Genomic DNA, 1,028 nt, shown 5'->3' on the forward strand with positions numbered 1-1,028 from the left:
CACTGGCGGCAAGGGCGTGGACGTGGTCTTCGATCCCATCGGCCGCACCACCCTGCGCGACAGTTTTCGCGCGACCCGCAAGCGAGGCCTCGTCGTGGCCTTCGGTTCGGTGAGCGGTTCAGTCCGCGACCTCGACCCGATCGAGCTCGGCGAGGCCGGCTCGCTCTTCCTTACCCGCCCGCGCCTGGCCGACCATCTGCCCGACGGCCCCACCATCCGCCGCCGCGCCGCCGACATCTTTTCCGGCCTGCTGGACGGCGCCCTATCCCTCGACATCGCCGCCCGCTTCACTCTGGACAATGTGGAGGAGGCCCATGCCGCGCTGGAGGAGCGCCGCCTGATCGGCAAGCCCCTGCTCGACTTGCCGAGCCACTGAGCCGCGCGCAATCTTCCGCGCGAGCAACGAAGGCACGGCGTCCATGAAGCAACGCAATCTCGGCACCAGCGGGCTGCTGGTCTCCACCATCGGCCTCGGCTGCAACAATTTCGGCGGCCGCCTCGATCTCGAGGGCACGCGCGCCGTGATCCACGCGGCCTTCGACCACGGCATCACCCTCTTCGACACGGCCGACGTCTACGGCAACCAGGGCGGCTCGGAGACCCTCATGGGCGAGGTCCTCGGCGACCGCCGCAAGGACATCGTGCTGGCCAGCAAGTTCGGCCTGCCCATGGACGGCGATAACGGGCGGCTCAAGGGCGGGTCGCGCCGCTACATCATGTCCGCCGTCGAGGCGAGCCTGAAGCGGCTGAAGACCGATTATCTGGACCTCTACCAATATCACAAGCCCGATCCGCTCACGCCGACCGAGGAGACGTTGCGCACCCTCGACGACCTCGTGAAGCAGGGCAAGGTCCGCTACCTCGGCTGCTCCAACCTGCCGGGCTGGCAGGTGGTCGAGGCGCAATGGACCTCGAAGCATCTCGGCCTCGAATCCTTCGTCTCCTGCCAGGACGAGTATTCGCTGCTGGTCCGCAAGGCCGAGCAGGATGTGGCGCCCGTCGCCGCGCGCTACGGCATGGGGCTGCTG

The 1,028-nt window shown here is 68.1% G+C and carries 2 protein-coding genes; both read left to right on the top strand.

Features of this window, described 5'->3' with window-relative positions:
- Nucleotides 1-376: zinc-binding dehydrogenase (locus AC1DWF_RS32525; protein ID WP_476842643.1), on the top strand; the 376-nt coding region annotated here is incomplete at its 5' end.
- 43 nt (nucleotides 377-419) lie between these two features.
- A partial coding sequence (locus tag AC1DWF_RS32530; RefSeq protein WP_476842644.1) for an aldo/keto reductase occupies nucleotides 420-1,028 on the top strand: 609 nt, incomplete at its 3' end.

The organism is Aminobacter sp. P4_D5 (genome assembly GCF_056401815.1).